Raw genomic sequence first — 16,031 nt, 5'->3', positions numbered from 1 at the left:
GCCTACGAGGCATCCGGTGGCGGTCTGCCGTCCGTCCCTGCGGAGGTACAACCGGAGACGAAAAAATGGCGCTTCCTGACATCTCTATGCGCCAGCTGCTTGAGGCTGGCGTTCATTTCGGTCACCAATCTCACCGCTGGAACCCGAAGATGGCTCCGTACATCTTTGGTGAGCGCAACAATATCCACATCATCGATCTCGCCCAGACAGTGCCGATGTTCTATCGCGCGCTGCAGGCTGTGAGTGACGTTGTCGCCCAGGGCGGTCGCGTGCTGTTCGTCGGCACGAAGCGGCAGGCGTCCGAGGTCGTCGCCGATTCGGCGAGGCGTTGCGCCCAGTACTACGTCAACTCCCGTTGGCTGGGCGGCATGCTCACCAACTGGAAGACGATCTCGAATTCCATTCAGCGGCTGAAGACGCTGGAGTCGATGCTCGAGGAAGGCGTCCAGGGCCTTACCAAGAAAGAGCGTCTGTCGCTGACGCGCGAACGCGACAAGCTTGAGCGCGCGCTCGGCGGCATCAAGGACATGGGCGGTATCCCGGATCTTCTGTTCGTCATCGACACGAACAAGGAATCGATTGCCGTCGCCGAGGCCCGCCGCCTCAACATTCCCGTCGCTGCCGTCGTCGACAGCAACAGTGATCCCCAAGGCATTTCGTACCCGATCCCGGGCAATGACGATGCCGGCCGGGCGCTTGCGCTTTATTGTGATCTCGTCACGCGAGCAGTGCTCGACGGCATTTCGCGCGGCCAGGGCGACATGGGTGTCGACATCGGCGCCTCTGAAGAGGTGAACGAGGCTGCGCTCGACGATGCCAGCTTTGGCGGCGAAGTGCCTGAGGCTGGACCCGTGACCGAGGAAAGCGCGGCCAACCGCGACGTGCTCGTTGCGGCCGAAGCGGAGGCTGCCAATCCGGATCCGGAATCGAGCGTGCAGACCGACAAGGCGCCGCCGTCGCCGGGCAAGGCCGGGGATGTCGAGCCTCTGTTTGCGCGCCCTGAGGGTGACGCGGACGATCTGAAGAAGATCAACGGCGTCGGCCCGGTTCTGGAGCAGAAGCTGAACCAGCTTGGAATCACCCGCTACGCGCAGATCGCCGGTCTCGATCAGGCGGACACGCAGCGTCTCGACGCCGCGCTCGGTTCTGCCGGCCGTGTTGAGCGCGAGGATTGGATCGCGCAGGCGACCGCGCTGGTAAAAGAACAGGAAGCCGCAGCTTAAGGCTGCGCACACGCAAGAGAGGACATGATCGATGGCTGTAACGGCCCAGATGGTCAAGGAGCTGCGCGACAAGACCGGCGCCGGCATGATGGACTGCAAGACCGCATTGCAGGAGGCGGATGGCGACATGGATGCCGCCGTCGACTGGCTGCGCGCGAAAGGTCTTGCGAAGGCTGCCAAGAAGGCCGGCCGCGTTGCCGCTGAAGGTCTCATCGGTATCGCCGAGGCGGACGGTAAGGCCGCCATCGTCGAGGTCAATTCCGAGACCGACTTCGTTGCCCGCAACGATCAATTCCAGGCGCTCGTGTTGAAGGTCGCGGAAGCGGCCCTCTCCACCGACGGCTCTGTCACCGCAGTCAAGGCAGCCGATATGGCAGGTGCCGGCAAGAGTGTCGAAGGCGCTCTTACGGACGCTGTCGCGACCATCGGTGAGAACATGGTGCTTCGCCGTTCGGCCCTGCTTGCTGCCAATCCGGGTGTCGTTGCCACATATGTGCACGCGGCTTCCGCTCCTGGCCTTGGTAAGATCGGCGTCCTGGTGGCGCTGCAGTCGAACGGCGACAAGGAAAAGCTTGCCGCTCTCGGCCGCCAGGTCGCCATGCACATCGCGGCAGCGAGCCCGCTTTCCGTCGATGTCGATGGGCTCGATGCGGACGTGGTTGCCCGCGAGCGTGCGGTCTTCGCCGAGCAGGCGCGCGAATCCGGCAAGCCGGCCAACATCATCGAGAAGATGGTCGATGGCCGGATGCGCAAGTTCTACGAGGAATCGGTGCTTTTGAAGCAGGCTTTCGTCATCGACCCGGACAAGTCGGTCGAGCAGGCGATTGCCGATGCTGAGAAAGACGCCGGGGCCGCGATTAGTCTGACCAACTTCGTGTGCTTCCGCCTGGGTGAGGGCGTGGAGCGCGAGGAAGAAGACTTCGCAGCCGAAGTCGCAGCTGCTGCCGGTAGCCGCTAAATAGACCCGCGCACTCTTCGCGCGGCGCAACGAGATAGGGCGCGAACGTGTCGGGCCGCAAACCGAATGAGGAATGCAGGCACTAATGAACGAACGTCCGCGCCCTAAACGAATCCTTCTGAAGCTTTCTGGCGAAGCGCTGATGGGCAATCAGCCCTTCGGAATCGACGACAACGTCGTCCGCGCCTTCGCCACGGAAATCGTCGCGGTCCACAATGCGGGCACTGAGCTCGCGATCGTCATCGGCGGCGGCAACATCTTTCGCGGTGTTGCCATTGCTGCGCGCGGCGGAGACCGTGTCACGGGCGACCATATGGGTATGCTCGCGACGGTGATGAACGCTCTCGCCGTCGAAGCAGCGATCGAGCGCTTGGGCGTTTCAGCCCGTGCCATGTCGGCGATCGAGATGCCTTCTGTCTGCGAGACCTACGTCCATCGACGCGCCGCATGGCATATGGACGAGCGGCGCGTTGTCGTGCTTGCAGGCGGGACCGGCAATCCCTTCTTTACGACCGATTCCGGTGCGGCGCTGAGGGCGCTTGAATTGGAGTGCGATGCGCTTCTCAAGGGGACGCAGGTAGAGGGCGTCTATTCGGCCGATCCGCGCCTGGATCCGACCGCAACGCTCTACGAAACGGTCAGCTATCAAGAGGTCATCGCCAAGGATCTCCAGATCATGGACACGGCGGCTTTCTCGCTTGCCCGCGACAATAGCTTGCCGATAATTGTATTCAACATTCACCAGCCGGGTGCGCTCGCCCGCATCGTTGCTGGGGAGGCCGTCGGAACCCTCATTTCCGGCGACGGCAAAAACGAAATCCGGGGAAAACCATGAGTGAAGGCGTCGATTTCAAGGACATCAAACGACGGATGGACGGGGCCGTCTCCGTGTTGCGCACCGAGCTTGCGGGTCTGCGCACCGGTCGGGCTTCTCCGAACCTTCTCGATCCGATCACGGTGAGTGCATATGGCTCACAGATGCCGATTTCGCAGGTCGGCACGGTGAGCGTTCCTGAGTCACGCATGCTCTCCGTACAGGTGTGGGACCAGTCTCTTGTCGGGGCCGTCGACAGGGCGATCCGGGACTCAAACCTCGGCCTCAACCCGATCATGGAAGGCACTCTTCTGCGCATCCCGATCCCCGAGCTCAATGCAGAGCGGCGGCAAGAAATGGTGAAGGTCGCCCACAAATATGCCGAGAACGCGCGTGTGGCCGTTCGCCACGTGCGCCGTGACGGCATGGAGGCTCTGAAGAAGTCCGAAAAGGACGGCGAAATCAGCCAGGACGAGAGCAGGGGCCAGTCTGACCGTATCCAGTCCCTTACGGACGAGCATATTGCCGCAATCGACGACATGCTCGGCCATAAGGAAAAGGAGATTATGCAGGTTTAGAGCGGTTTCGCCTTCGCTCCGGCCACTTGGTCGTTCGTTGCGTTAGCCTCTTTCGATCGCATATGCCGAGCCGGGGAGGGCTCACGGGCTTGGCATTTTCCGACTATGATCGGCGCAGCTGGAGCGCGAGGGAGCAGGCGGCAGAAAGCCATGGGCAAGCTAGCGCAGATCGATCCTTTGCCGCTCACGCAATCCGGGGGCGAGGTCCCGGCGCATGTCGCCATCATCATGGATGGCAACGGCCGTTGGGCGAGTGCTCGAGGCCTGCCTCGGATCGAAGGTCATCGCCGCGGGGTCGAATCGGTTCGCCGCACCGTTCGACACGCCGGGGATCGAGGCGTTCGGGTCCTCACGCTCTTTACGTTCTCTTCTGAAAACTGGTCGCGACCTCGCAGCGAGATCAACGACCTTTTCAACCTTCTGCGCTTTTTCATCCGCAATGATCTCGCCGAACTGAAAAAGAACGGCGTGCGTATCCGTGTCATCGGGCGCCGTGAAGGCCTGCCGAAGGATATTGCCGCTCTCGTTGAGAAAGCCGAAACGGAGACCCGTGGGAATGAAGGTCTCGTGCTGCAGGTGGCGTTCAATTACGGCGGGCGCGACGAGCTGGTACGCGCCATGCGGCGGATCGGCGAGAAAATGGTTCGCGGCGAGATCGATCCGGCCGATTTCTCAGAGCGTGTCTTTGCCGAACATCTCGATACGGCCGGGGTCTCGGATCCGGATCTTCTGATCCGCACCTCCGGCGAAGCGCGGATCAGCAACTTTCTTCTCTGGCAGCTCGCTTACACGGAATTCGTCTTTCTGCCCGTCTATTGGCCGGATTTCGACGAGAACGAATTCGACGCGGCGATCGCCGAGTTCCACAGTCGCGAACGCCGTTTTGGAGGGCTGACAGGTGTCTGAGGGTAAGGGCATTTTTTCTTTCGACAGAAGCGATCTTCCAACCCGCGTCGTCTCCGCCGCGATCCTGCTGCCGCTCGCGGTGCTGCCGACCTGGTTCGGCGGCGTCGCCTTTTTTCTTCTCGTCCTCGTTCTGGCGCTCCTCGTTTTCTACGAGTGGACGCGCATGAGCGAATGCGAGCAGCCTCAGGCCTGGCGGATCGGGGAAGGGCTGCTCCTCGCCTTCGCTCTCCTCGTGACCTTCGGTGGCTTGCCGGGGGGCGGGATTCTCCTCCTGCTGTTGCCGCTCGTAGCGGTCCCGCTCGTGGCATCGGGGACGGTTCTGTTCGATCAGGGCGTGGTAAGCGCTCATGCGGCTGGCGGGCGTGATCGCCGGCCGCTTTGGCTGGCGCTCGGCGTTCTTTACGCGGGCCTTCCAAGCGTGGCCCTTTTGGCTCTGCGCAGCGATGCCGAATCGGGTCGTCTCGTGCTCTTCTTCTTGCTGTTCGTCGTCTGGGTCACGGATATCGCCGCGTATTTCGGTGGACGCGGAATCGGCGGGAAGAAGCTCTGGCCGCGCGTTTCCCCCTCGAAAACATGGTCGGGTGCTGCGGCGGGCGCTGCCGGCGCGGTCGTAGTCGGGATTTTGTTTGCGATTTTCACGGATTCGCGGTGGGCGTCCGCTCTCGGTGCCGCACTGATCCTCTCGGTCGCCGCACAACTCGGAGATCTCGGGGAATCGGCGATGAAGCGCCGGTTCGGTGCCAAGGATTCAGGCCGCCTTATTCCGGGCCACGGTGGTCTGATGGACAGGATCGACGGGCTTTATGCGGCGGCCGTCGTCGCCGTTCTGCTGGCGCTCAGCGGTTTTGCCGCCCCTATTCCTGATTGGACACAGTAAAATGGCACGTATCGTCACCATTCTCGGCGCCACCGGTTCGATCGGAAAGAGCACCGTCGACCTCATGGAGCGCGACCTCGCACGCGAGGATGGCCCGGCCTTCAAGGTGCGTGCGGTGACGGCGGGCACGAAGGTCGATGAGCTCGCGGATGTCGCCCGTCGGGTCAAGGCTGAAAGCGCCGTCATCCGTGACAAGAGCCGTTATGGTCGCTTGAAAGACGCTTTGGACGGGTCCGGAATCAGGGTCTCTGCCGGTGACGAAGCCGTTTGCGAGGCGGCGGCTGAGCCCGCTGATCGCGTCCTGTCCGCGATCGTCGGTGCGGCAGGTGTCGCGCCAACGGCAGCAGCCATTCGCGCCGGTAACGACATCGCCCTCGCCAACAAGGAATGCCTGATCTGCGCCGGCTCGTCATTCATGGCACTGGCGCGCGAAAAAGGCGTGCGGATCCTGCCGGTCGATTCGGAACACAACGCCATCTTCCAGTTGCTGGTCGACGTCGATCCGGCATCGGTCGATCGGCTCGTGCTGACCGCCTCGGGTGGGCCGTTTCGGGCCAAGACGGCCGACGAGCTTGCCAGAGTGACGGTCGACGAAGCCCTGCATCACCCGACATGGTCGATGGGGCCGAAGATCACCGTCGATTCTGCGACTTTGATGAACAAGGGTCTGGAATTGATCGAGGCCCGGCATCTCTTCGGTTTCCCACCCGAGCAGCTCGGCGTGCTCATTCACCCGCAATCGAAAGTTCACGCCTTCGTGGTTTTCCGCGACGGCTCATGGCACGGTGAGCTCGGCGCGCCCGACATGCGCCGCCCAATCGACTACTGTCTCAACTGGCCGGAGAGGGCAGAGCGGGCGACGAGCCATCTCGATCTGGCTGAGGTCGGAACGCTCTCCTTCGAAAAGCCTGATTCGGAGCGCTTTCCCGCACTCAGGATCGCTCGCGAAGCCATGGTCGCAGGCTGCGGAGCACCGACTGTGTTGAACGCGGCCAACGAAATTGCAGTCGCTGCCTTTCTCGATCGGCGCATTGGGTTCATGTCCATCCCGCAGCTCGTCGAGCGCGTGCTGGAAGAAGCCGACAAGGCGGGGCTGCTGCAGGAGCCTGGGACGGTCGAGGCGGCACTCGTGCTCGATGGTCAGGCGCGGGATCTCGCGGCCGGACGTCTGTTGGCCGCCTGAGGCTGCCACGAACGGCAGGCGTAGACGAGGCGGATGCCGACCAAAGATACGGATAAGGAGGAAGCGGACACATGCTAGAAACCCTGAGTTCGGCTGGTGAGGTCGCTTTCTTCTACGTTGTGCCTGCGCTGGTGGTGCTGACGGTCGTCGTCTTCATCCATGAGCTCGGCCATTTTCTCGTCGCGCGCTGGTGCGGGGTCGAGATCTCGACATTTTCCATCGGCTTCGGGCGCGAGCTCTTCGGGTTCGATGACCGACACGGCACCCGCTGGCGGGTGAGCGCGATTCCCCTCGGCGGTTATGTGAAGTTCGTCGGCGACGAGAACGGCGCGAGTTTTCCAGATCCTGAGGTCTTGGCCGCGACAACGCCCGAAGAACGCGCGGGTCTTTTCCATTTCAAGCCAGTCTGGCAACGGGCGGCCGTCGTGTTTGCCGGGCCTTTTGCGAACTTCATTCTGGCCGTCGTTCTCTTTGCTGCTGTTTTCGGCACGATCGGCAAGCCGGTGACGACGCCTCTGGTGGAGATCGTCAACCCAGGCAGCGCCGCAGAAGAGGCGGGCTTCAAACCCGGCGACACGATCGTTGCAATTGACGGAAGTCGTGTTGAGACATTCACCGACGTGCAACGCGTCGTCGCGCTCGCCTCGGGCGAAACGCTTCATTTCACAGTCGAGCGCGACGGGCGCGACATTGAACTGACCGCGACCCCGCAGCGTCAGGAAATTCCTGACGGGCTCGGTGGCACGCAACGCATCGGCGTCTTGGGCGTCTCGCGGGCGGCCGATGTGAGGCTTGAGCGCTTCGGCCCGATCGGTGCCATCGGGGAGGGGATGCGGGAAACCTATGTCGTGGTCGAGCGCACGCTGACCTATGTCGGCCGCATCTTCAGAGGCCGGGAGAATGCCGACCAGTTAAGTGGTCCACTGCGCGTGGCGCAGGTCTCGGGGGTGGTGGCCGAATCGGGCGGTATCCCGGGGCTCGTCCATCTCGCCGCGATTCTCTCCGTCTCGATCGGCCTCTTGAACCTTTTCCCAGTCCCGATGCTCGATGGAGGGCATCTCGTGTTCTACCTGATCGAGGCGATACGCGGCCGGCCTCTCGGACCGCGAGCCCAGGAGATGGGTTTCCGCATCGGCTTTGCACTCGTCATCATGCTTTTCGTCTTCGTGACGTTTAACGATATCGTAAGGATGACGGGGATTTGAGGGCCGTTGCCGAATGGCCACTTGACCATCAAAAACGGCCGTATCGCTTGGGTTGCCAGTTGCTTCGCGCCGGTATCCCTGCGATACGAACGGCACAATCCGCGGCCCTTCACGCGTATCTGGGCGGCTCCGCAGACAAGAGACCGGGCAAAACGGCACATGAAACATAGATCCTTAGCGGGCTTCATCCGCGGCGCAGTTTTCGCCGCCCTGACGATCATGGCGACGGGGCTTGTCTCCGGTCCCGGCTTCGTCTCTCAGGCTGAAGCTGCTGTCGTCAGCTCTGTTGCAGTGAATGGCAATCAGCGTGTCGATGCTGACACCATTCGCGCCTACCTTCTCGTCAAGCCAGGTCGCAGCTTCTCGGCGGAGGACGTCGACGAATCGCTGAAGGCGCTGTTCGAGACGGGGCTGTTCTCCGATGTTCAGATCAATCAGCGCGGCAGCACCCTGGTGGTGAGCGTTGAAGAGAATCCGATCATCAACCGCATCAACTTCGAGGGTAACAAGAAGTTCAAGGACGACCAACTGAAGGGCGTCGTGAGCTCCCAGCCGCGCGGTGTTTTCACGCGCGCCAAGGTGCAGAACGACGTACAGCGCATTCTTGAGCTCTATCGCCGCTCCGGTCGCTTCCAGGGCTCGGTGACCCCGAAGGTCATCGACCTGCCGGAGAATCGCGTCAATCTCGTCTACGAGGTTTCCGAAGGTCCGAAGACGGGCGTGTCCCGCATCACCTTCATCGGCAACCAGCATTACAGCGACGGACGTCTGCGCAACGTCGTTCAGACGCGCGAAAGCGGCCTTCTTAGCTTCCTGCGCTCTGGCGATACGTATGATCCCGATCGCCTGTCCTCGGACGAGGAGCGGCTACGCCGTTTCTATCTCAACCGTGGCTTTGCCGATTATCAGCTCGTTTCGTCCGTTGCCGATCTCGACCGTGAACGGAATGCCTTCTTCGTGACCTTCACGATGGATGAGGGGCCGGAATACCGCTTCGGTCAGATCCAGGTCGACAGCATCATCCCGGGTATCGATGCCCAGGCTCTTATGCGCCTGGTCTCGACCGACGAGGGCGATGTCTATTCGAGCGAGAAAGTCGAAAAGTCGATGGAGGCCATCACCATCGAGCTCGCCAGCTCGGGCTATGCGTTTGCCCAGGTGCGGCCGCGCGTCGATCGTGATCCGGTCAACCATACGATCGGCATCACCTATATCGTCGACGAAGGGCCTCGCGCTTATATCGAGCGCATCGAGATCTCTGGTAACGACCGCACTCGCGATTACGTCATCCGCCGCGAATTCGATATTTCGGAGGGCGACGCCTACAACCGTGTTCTCATCGATCGAGCCGAGCGTCGTCTGCGGAACCTCAACTATTTCGACAAGGTGACTGTCGGTGCTCAACCGGGCAGCGCCCCTGATCGTGTCATCGTGACCGTCTCAGTGCAGGAAAAGGCGACGGGCGAACTCTCCTTCGGCGCCGGCTACTCCACGAGCGACGGCATTCTGGGTGACGTTTCTCTGACGGAACGCAACTTCCTCGGTCGCGGCTATTTCGTTCGTGCCGCGGTTGGTGCGGGTGAATCCTCCAAATCCTACGAGTTCGCGTTCACCGACCCGTACTTCCTCGGACGGCGTGTTTCCGCTGGCTTCAACGTCTATCGCAAGGACTACGAGGACAACGATTACCGCTCCTACGATTACACCACGACAGGTGGCGGCATCACCTTCGGCTTCCCGATCACCGAGGACTTCACGGTCCAGCTCGGCTACAAGATCGAGCAGCAGGAGATCGACGTTCCGAAGTTCAATATCGACACTGATCCGATCTCCAAATGCACGAGCTCGTCGAAGGCTGTTTGCTTGGCAGAAGGCGACACGCTGGTGTCCTCCGCGGTGTGGAGCATGATCTACGACACGCTCGACAACCGGCTTGATCCGCGTGACGGCATGTACGGCAAGCTGACTCAGGAAATCGCTGGCGTCGGCGGCGACGTGAGCTTTGTGCGCACGACAGCTTCCGCTTCGCTCTATCGCGAGCTTCTGGTCGACCAGGAAGTCATCGGTATGGTCCGTGTTCAGGGCGGCAACATCACCGGCCTCGGCGAGGATGTTCGTCTGCTTGATGCCTTCTATAAGGGCGGCGAGACGATCCGCGGCTTTGAATCCTCCGGTATCGGACCCCGCGATATCGCCTCCGATGATGACGACGCTCTCGGTGCAAAGTACTTCGCGGCTGCGACGGCTGAAGTGGTCTTCCCGTTCCCGGCACTGCCGCGTGAGCTTGGGCTGCGGGCTGCCCTCTTTGCGGACGCGGGCACTGCCTGGGGCACCGACATCAGCGAAGCCGACGTTCCGGGCATCAATGTCGTCGATGAATCGGGTATCCGGTCATCGGTGGGCGCCTCGCTGCTATGGGCCTCGCCGCTTGGTCCGATCCGCGCTGACTTCGCCTATGTGCTGACCAAGGAAGACTACGACAAGACGCAGTTCTTCCGCATCGGCGGCGGCACCAAATTCTGATCCTCAGGCCGGCCTTGTGCCGGCCGAACTTTTTCGACCATGACAGATCGCTCTCGCTTCTTTCCGCCCTTTGGGCCGCTCCGCCTCGGTGACGTGGCAGAGCTTTCCGGCGCCACGCTTTTGCGTGGCGATCCGGATTGTCAGATCTCTGGCTTCGCTCCAATCGAGATGGCCGGGAGAGGGGATCTGACCTTCCTCGACAACCCGAAATATGTGCGCCATCTGGACGGGACGCATGCAAGCGCCTGTCTTTGCGCGCCGCGCTATTCCGGGAAGGTGCCCGAGGGCGTGGCCGTCCTCGAAACCGGGGAGCCTTACCGCGCTTATTCGCGCATTTTGGCGGAGGCTTTTCCTTCGGCTGTCGCGCCGAAGAATTTCGCCAGCACGCCGGACGAGCCGCTCATTGCCGGCAACGTTCATCCGACCGCTCGTCTTGAAGAGGGTGTGCGGGTGGAAATCGGGGCGATTATCGGCCCGAACGTTGAGATTGGCAGTGGCACCGTCATCGGCGCCGGCTCCGTGCTCGCTCATGACGTAGCGATCGGGCGCGACTGCATTATCGGGCCGAACGCGACCGTGCAGCATGCCCTTCTCGGCAATCGTGTGCGTCTCTATCCGGGTGTCCAGGTTGGCCAGGATGGCTTCGGCTTTGCGATGGGCACCGGAGGCCATATGAAGGTCGCGCAGATCGGGCGTGTGATCATCCAGGACGACGTCGAGATCGGCGCCGCGACCACGATAGACCGTGGGGCAAATCGCGACACGGTTATTGGTGAAGGCACCAAGATCGATAACCAGGTTCAGATCGGCCACAATGTCGAGATCGGGCGGCACTGCGTCATTGTCGCCCAGGTCGGGATTTCCGGCTCTGCTCGGATTGGAGACTTTGTTGCGATCGGCGGAAAAACCGGCATAAACGGCCATGTCACGATCGGCGATGGGGCGCAGATTGCCTCCGTCAGCGTCGTCCATGGCGATGTTCCTGCGGGTGCGCGTTTTGGGGGTGTTCCTGCGCAACCGGTCAAGGATTGGTTCCGGGAAGTGACGATTCTGCGCCGCATCGCCCGGCGTGAATTGGGGCTGGATAAAGACTGACGTCGCCGGACAGAGGGCGCCGTAATCGGAGAAGATAATGAACGAGATGCCGACGCAGTTGGAGGCGACAGACATCCACGGGATTCTGCAGGCCTTACCGCATCGCTACCCGTTTCTTATGGTCGATCGCATTCGCGACATTCGTGGCGATGAATCGGGTGTCGGCATCAAGAACGTCACTATGAACGAGCCGCATTTCCAGGGGCATTTCCCTGGATATCCAATCATGCCGGGCGTGCTTCTGATTGAGGGCATGGCGCAGACAGCAGCGGCGCTCTGCGTTCTCTCGTCAGAGACGAAGGCGCCGAAGCGGGTCTTTTTCATGACGATCGACAAAGCGAAATTCCGGCACCCCGTCACTCCGGGGGATACGGTCGAATACCACGTCAACAAGCTCAAGCGCCGCGGTACGATCTGGAAATACGCTGCGGTCGCGGAAGTGGCCGGCAAGAAGGTGGCCGAGGCGCAAGTGAGCGCCATGGTCCTCGACGAGTAGCGCGTGGCTTCCATCCATCCAACTGCGATTGTCGCCGACGGGGCTAAACTCGCCGACGATGTCGAAATCGGTCCGTTTTGTGTGGTCGGTGCGGAGGTCGAACTTCGCGCTGGTGTTGTGCTGCACTCGCATGTGGTGGTCGACGGTGCGACCACGGTCGGTGAATGCACCACTATTTTTCCTTTTGCGTCGGTCGGTATGCCGCCGCAGGACAAGAAGTTTCAGGGAGAAGAAAGCCGGCTTGAGATCGGCGCGCATTGCGTCATCCGCGAGCACGTCACGATCAATCCCGGCACCAAGGGCGGGGGACTGGTCACGCGCATCGGTGATCGGTGCCTGCTTCTCGTCGGAGCCCATGTCGCGCATGATTGCGTCGTCGGAAACGATGTGATCCTCGTGAACAATGTCCTCCTTGGCGGGCATGTCTCGATTGCCGATTTCGCCATCATCGGCGGTGGCGCGGCTCTGCACCAGTTCGTGCGTGTTGGCGAGCATGGCTTCGTCGGAGGCATGTCGGCTGTCGAAAACGACGTGATTCCTTTTGGCTCAGCCATCGGCAATCGGGCCAATCTAGGAGGGCTGAATATCGTCGGTCTGAAGCGGCGCGGTTACGAGCGCGAGGCCATTCATGCGTTGCGGCGGGCTTACCGGCTTCTGTTTGCGCAGGAAGGCACGCTCCACGAACGTCTGCGCGATGTGGCGCAGGAATTCGCCGGCGATGCGAATGTGCAAAAAATCGTCTCCTTCATCGAAGAGGGCGGAAGCCGCGCCATTTGCACGCCGCGCGGAGGCCGCGAGGTCTGAAGTGGGTGAGATTTCCAAGGGCGTTCCGCTTGGCATCCTCGCCGGCGGCGGGGGGCTTCCCGCTCTCGTAGCTCAGGCGGCTGCGCGCGCTGGCCGTCAGCCATTTATCTTCGCTCTTGCCGGTGATGCTGATGAGCCGAAGACGAACGGCTTTCCGGTCTTCCGTATCCGGTGGGGCGAGATCGGTCGGCTGGAGCGGCTGCTAAAGGAGCACGGCTGCAAAGAGGTGGTGCTTGTCGGCGCTGTGAAGCGCCCGGAGATCAAGGACATCCGCCCGGACTTTGGCGCATTGCGGCTGATGCCGCGCATCATAAGCGCAATGCGCAGCGGTGATGACAGCGCTCTCAAATCTGCGGCCGGCATTTTCGAGGAATACGGCGTTCGGCTTCTCGACCCGCTTTCGGTCGCGCCAGAGCTCGCCTGTCCCCCCGGTCTCCTCGTCGAGGGGCGCGTGTCGCTCGATGCCGACGAGCTCGCCAAGGCGGCAGAGGCCGCACGCATGATTGGCGATCTCGATATCGGGCAGGCTGCCGTCGCTTGCGGAAGGCGGGTTGTGGCGCTTGAAGGTGCGGAAGGCACCAACGGCCTCTTGTCGCGCGTGCGGGAGATGCGCCTGACTAAGCGCATCCCGAGGCATGGTGGGATTCTCGTAAAATGCATGAAGCCGAGCCAGGACCCGAGGCTCGATATCCCGACCATAGGCCCGGAGACAGTGGAAATGGCTCGTGAGGCGGGCCTTGACGGAATCGCATGCGAGGCGGGCCGTACCATGCTCGTTGGCCGCGATGAGACGTTCGCGGCCTTTCGTGCGGCCAGGCTTTTCTTCTACGGCATTCGCCGACGCCCATGACCGCGCGTCCGCTTCGCATCGCCCTCGTCGTCGGTGAAGCTTCGGGCGATCATCTCGGCGCCGCTCTTATGAAGGAAATTCGCTCCCGGCGTCCCGACACGGTGTTTTTCGGGGTCGCAGGCGAGCGCATGACGGATGCCGGCGTCGAGAGCCCGTTTCCCCTCGGTGACGTCGCTGTCATGGGCTTTGGCGCGGTCGTTGCACGTCTTCCGCGCATCATTAGACGAATCCGAGAAACGACCGCCCACATCGTCGCTGAGAGGCCGGACGTTCTGGTCATCATCGATAGCCCTGGCTTTACGCAAAGCGTCGCCAAGCGCGTCGCGCGGCAGCTCCCCGATCTTCCGATCGTCAATTACGTGTCACCCTCCGTCTGGGCCTGGCGGAAGGGGCGGGCGCGGAAGATGGCGCGGTACATCGACCACGTGATGGCCCTCCTGCCGTTCGAGCCGGAGGCACATAGACTTTTGGGCGGGCCACCCTGCACTTATGTCGGCCATCCGCTGATCGAGAACCGCGAGAAGCTCCGTCCGGCGCCCGGAGAACGGGCTGGTGTCGATGAGGAGCCGCACGTCCTTATCCTGCCGGGCAGCCGTCTCAGCGAAGTGAAGCGGTTGATGGAGCCGTTCGGTGCAACAGCCGGCCTGATCGCGCGATCTAAGCCGAATGTGCGTTTCGTGTTGCCGGCCGTCACCCATTTGCGGCCGGAGCTCGAAAGGCGCGTGGCTGATTGGCCTGTGCAAGTGGAACTTGTGGTCGGCGAAGAGGCAAAGCTCGCCGCCTTCAGACAGGCGAGCGCGGCGCTCGCGGCTTCTGGAACTGTGACGCTTGAGCTCGCGCTCGCCAAGGTTCCCATGATTGTCGCTTACCGTGTGGAGTGGTTGGCGCGCAGCCTGAAATGGCTTTTGAAAGTGCACTCGATCGTGCTCGCCAATCTCGTACTGGGCGACAATACGGTGCCTGAATTCCTGGATGACGCCGGCTCTCCAGAGGTGCTCGCCGGCGAAATCCTGGCGCTCCTGGAGGAGGGGCCGGCTCGCGAGGCGCAGCTTTCCGGTTTTGCGCGCCTTGATGCGCTGATGGAAACGCCGGATGGCCAGACGCCGAGCGAGCGAGCTGCCGACATCGTTCTCGACTATGCACAAAAAGGAAAGGCGGCCAGTGGCCGCCCTTCCAGCATTCCGAGGTGAGCCGAGGAGGCTTCAGGCTGTCCTGTCGGACAGATTGACGTAATCGCGCTTCGGCGAGCCCGTGTAGAGCTGGCGCGGACGGCCGATGCGCTGGCTCGGATCTTCGATCATTTCCTTCCACTGGGCGATCCACCCAACGGTACGAGCAACGGCGAAGAGAACCGTGAACATCGTCGTCGGGAAGCCCAGTGCCTTCAGGGTGATGCCCGAATAGAAGTCGATGTTCGGATAGAGCTTCTTCTCCAGGAAATACTCGTCAGTCAGTGCGACGCGCTCGAGCTCCATGGCCACATTCAGAAGAGGATCGTCTTTGACGCCGATCTCTTCGAGAACCTCGTGGCAGGTGCGCTGCATGATGCGCGCGCGCGGGTCGTAGTTCTTGTAGACCCGGTGACCGAAGCCCATAAGCCTGAACGGATCGTTCTTGTCCTTCGCGCGGGCCACGAACTCCGGAATCCGCTCCGGCGTGCCGATCTCCTGCAGCATGTTGAGGGCGGCTTCATTGGCGCCACCATGAGCAGGGCCCCAGAGGCAGGCAATGCCCGCAGCGATGCAGGCAAAGGGATTGGCGCCGGAGGAACCGGCAAGCCGCACCGTCGACGTCGATGCATTCTGCTCATGATCGGCATGGAGGATGAAGATCCGGTCCATGGCGCGCGACAGGATCGGATCGACCTCGTATTCCTGACAGGGAACGGCGAAGCACATCCGAAGGAAGTTCGTAGCGTAATCGAGGTCGTTCTTCGGATAAACGAAGGGCTGTCCGATGTGGTACTTATACGCCATCGCCGCGATGGTAGGCACCTTGGCGATCATCCGAAGCGAGGCGACCATGCGCTGGTAAGGATCGGCGATATCGGTGGAGTCGTGGTAGAAGGCTGACATTGCGCCGACCATCGCCACCATGATGGCCATCGGATGCGCGTCGCGCCGGAAGCCCTGGAAGGAGCGCGACATCTGCTCGTGCACCATCGTGTGGTGCGTGACCCGGTAGTCGAAGTCCGCTTTCTGCTCCTTCGTCGGCAATTCGCCGTACAGCAGGAGGTAGCAGGTCTCCAGAAAATCGCCGTGTTCGGCAAGCTGTTCGATCGGGTAGCCGCGGTAAAGAAGGGTGCCCTCGTCACCGTCGATATAAGTGATTTCAGATTCGCAAGCGGCCGTTGAGGTAAAACCAGGATCGTAGGTGAACCGCCCGGTTTCTCGATACAACGATGAGATGTCGACGACCGATGGCCCGATTACTCCCTCGCGAACCGGGAAGTCCCAGTTCTCATTACCGATGCTCAAGGTCGCCTTGGAGTCGCTCATACACTTCACCCCTTTGTGGAT

At 61.7% G+C, this 16,031-nt stretch carries 15 protein-coding genes; 14 read left to right on the top strand and 1 reads right to left on the bottom strand.

The window, feature by feature from the left end; genetic code table 11:
* Window positions 1-65: 65 nt before the first annotated feature.
* From J2R99_RS15930 to lpxB, 14 genes are all read left to right on the top strand, one after another.
* Window positions 66-1,223, top strand: coding sequence for a 30S ribosomal protein S2 (locus J2R99_RS15930; protein WP_307155371.1), 1,158 nt, complete (start codon window positions 66-68; stop codon window positions 1,221-1,223).
* A gap of 31 nt (window positions 1,224-1,254) precedes the next feature.
* Complete coding sequence (gene tsf / locus J2R99_RS15925; protein ID WP_307155370.1) at window positions 1,255-2,181, top strand: translation elongation factor Ts; 927 nt, start codon at window positions 1,255-1,257, stop codon at window positions 2,179-2,181.
* A gap of 85 nt (window positions 2,182-2,266) precedes the next feature.
* The gene (gene pyrH / locus J2R99_RS15920; protein ID WP_307155369.1) at window positions 2,267-3,016 is read left to right on the top strand and encodes a UMP kinase; all 750 of its coding nucleotides are present in this window, start codon (window positions 2,267-2,269) and stop codon (window positions 3,014-3,016) included.
* A complete protein-coding gene (frr, locus tag J2R99_RS15915; protein WP_307155368.1) occupies window positions 3,013-3,573 on the top strand; it encodes a ribosome recycling factor in 561 nt (186 codons plus the stop codon). Before pyrH ends, frr begins: the two co-directional genes overlap by 4 nt.
* 150 nt (window positions 3,574-3,723) lie before the next feature.
* Window positions 3,724-4,479, top strand: a complete 756-nt coding sequence (locus tag J2R99_RS15910) for an isoprenyl transferase (protein ID WP_307155367.1) — start codon at window positions 3,724-3,726, stop codon at window positions 4,477-4,479.
* Window positions 4,472-5,356, top strand: a complete 885-nt coding sequence (locus J2R99_RS15905; protein ID WP_307155366.1) for a phosphatidate cytidylyltransferase — start codon at window positions 4,472-4,474, stop codon at window positions 5,354-5,356. Before J2R99_RS15910 ends, J2R99_RS15905 begins: the two co-directional genes overlap by 8 nt.
* 1 nt (window position 5,357) lies before the next feature.
* Window positions 5,358-6,539: a 1-deoxy-D-xylulose-5-phosphate reductoisomerase gene (dxr, locus tag J2R99_RS15900; RefSeq protein WP_307155365.1), complete on the top strand. Its 1,182-nt coding sequence runs from the start codon at window positions 5,358-5,360 to the stop codon at window positions 6,537-6,539.
* 71 nt (window positions 6,540-6,610) lie between these two features.
* The gene (gene rseP, locus J2R99_RS15895) at window positions 6,611-7,744 is read left to right on the top strand and encodes an RIP metalloprotease RseP (RefSeq protein ID WP_307155364.1); all 1,134 of its coding nucleotides are present in this window, start codon (window positions 6,611-6,613) and stop codon (window positions 7,742-7,744) included.
* Window positions 7,745-7,903: 159 nt separating this feature from the next.
* Window positions 7,904-10,267 carry an outer membrane protein assembly factor BamA gene (gene bamA, locus J2R99_RS15890; protein WP_307155363.1) on the top strand — a complete coding sequence of 788 codons (2,364 nt, stop codon included), beginning with the start codon at window positions 7,904-7,906 and terminating at the stop codon, window positions 10,265-10,267.
* Window positions 10,268-10,306: 39 nt separating this feature from the next.
* Window positions 10,307-11,362: a UDP-3-O-(3-hydroxymyristoyl)glucosamine N-acyltransferase gene (gene lpxD, locus J2R99_RS15885; protein ID WP_307155362.1), complete on the top strand. Its 1,056-nt coding sequence runs from the start codon at window positions 10,307-10,309 to the stop codon at window positions 11,360-11,362.
* A gap of 37 nt (window positions 11,363-11,399) precedes the next feature.
* On the top strand, window positions 11,400-11,858 hold the full coding sequence (gene fabZ / locus J2R99_RS15880; RefSeq protein WP_128293959.1) for a 3-hydroxyacyl-ACP dehydratase FabZ: 459 nt from the start codon (window positions 11,400-11,402) through the stop codon (window positions 11,856-11,858).
* Between the two features lie 3 nt (window positions 11,859-11,861).
* Window positions 11,862-12,662, top strand: coding sequence for an acyl-ACP--UDP-N-acetylglucosamine O-acyltransferase (lpxA, locus tag J2R99_RS15875; RefSeq protein ID WP_307155361.1), 801 nt, complete (start codon window positions 11,862-11,864; stop codon window positions 12,660-12,662).
* A gap of 1 nt (window position 12,663) precedes the next feature.
* Window positions 12,664-13,512, top strand: coding sequence for an LpxI family protein (locus tag J2R99_RS15870; protein ID WP_307155360.1), 849 nt, complete (start codon window positions 12,664-12,666; stop codon window positions 13,510-13,512).
* Window positions 13,509-14,702 carry a lipid-A-disaccharide synthase gene (gene lpxB, locus J2R99_RS15865; RefSeq protein ID WP_307155359.1) on the top strand — a complete coding sequence of 398 codons (1,194 nt, stop codon included), beginning with the start codon at window positions 13,509-13,511 and terminating at the stop codon, window positions 14,700-14,702. Before J2R99_RS15870 ends, lpxB begins: the two co-directional genes overlap by 4 nt.
* Window positions 14,703-14,714: 12 nt before the next feature.
* Here lpxB and gltA read toward each other — a convergent pair whose 3' ends face one another.
* Window positions 14,715-16,010 carry a citrate synthase gene (gltA, locus tag J2R99_RS15860; protein WP_092812551.1) on the bottom strand — a complete coding sequence of 432 codons (1,296 nt, stop codon included), beginning with the start codon at window positions 16,008-16,010 and terminating at the stop codon, window positions 14,715-14,717.
* Window positions 16,011-16,031: the final 21 nt, after the last annotated feature.

The sequence above is a fragment of the Rhodopseudomonas julia genome, assembly GCF_030813515.1.
GTDB lineage: Bacteria > Pseudomonadota > Alphaproteobacteria > Rhizobiales > Afifellaceae > Afifella > Afifella julia.
The sequence above is the reverse complement of the archived record's forward strand: the minus strand, read 5'-3'. Positions and strand labels throughout refer to the sequence as shown.